Origin of the sequence: Paraferrimonas sp. SM1919 (genome assembly GCF_010993985.1) — a bacterium.
Taxonomy (GTDB): Bacteria; Pseudomonadota; Gammaproteobacteria; order Enterobacterales; family Shewanellaceae; genus SM1919.
In genome coordinates this window covers 1-513 of record NZ_WINH01000137.1, presented here as the reverse complement: position 1 = coordinate 513, position 513 = coordinate 1, and the positions used below count along the sequence as shown (strand labels likewise).

Annotated in this window: 1 protein-coding gene; it reads right to left on the bottom strand. The window is 58.9% G+C overall.

What is annotated here, in order from left to right; all coding sequences use genetic code 11:
• Positions 1-294: 294 nt before the first annotated feature.
• On the bottom strand, positions 295-513 hold a 219-nt coding region (locus tag GFB48_RS17485; protein ID WP_305848756.1), incomplete at its 5' end, for a carbonic anhydrase.

The window sequence follows — 513 nt, the reverse complement described above, 5'->3', positions numbered from 1 at the left end:
GCCATGCCAGTGCAGAATCGCGACGAGCGGCGTGTTGACCCGAGCTACGGCGGTCACGGTCACCGCGAACAGTGGCAGACGTACGGTGTCCATCTGTTCGCGCAGGGTATCGAAAAGATCCATGAAGCCTCCACTTCAGGTATGTCCCGTGGCCTCTTGAAATTTCCGCTTCCTATTTTAGGTGTTGCCTAGGCAATCGCGGCTCACGCACTGTGTATTTCGATTTATTCCCTGCCGGCGGAATGCCGCGAAACGGCATGAAAATCCGCTACGCCATCGACACGCATGTCCGCATCATACGTGTCCCCGGTTGCATGAAGTCACCGCAACGATGGTCGGTGCTTCGGCCAGCGGTACAAAGCGTCGTGTCGCGCCGTCAAGCGCATCGATGCTGCCCTTCTCGATGTCGTAGACCCAGCCGTGCAAATTCATGCGGCCCTGCTCGAGCGCGAGTGCCACCGACGGATGTGTGCGCAGGTTCGCCAGTTGCGCGATCACGTTTTCACGCACGAG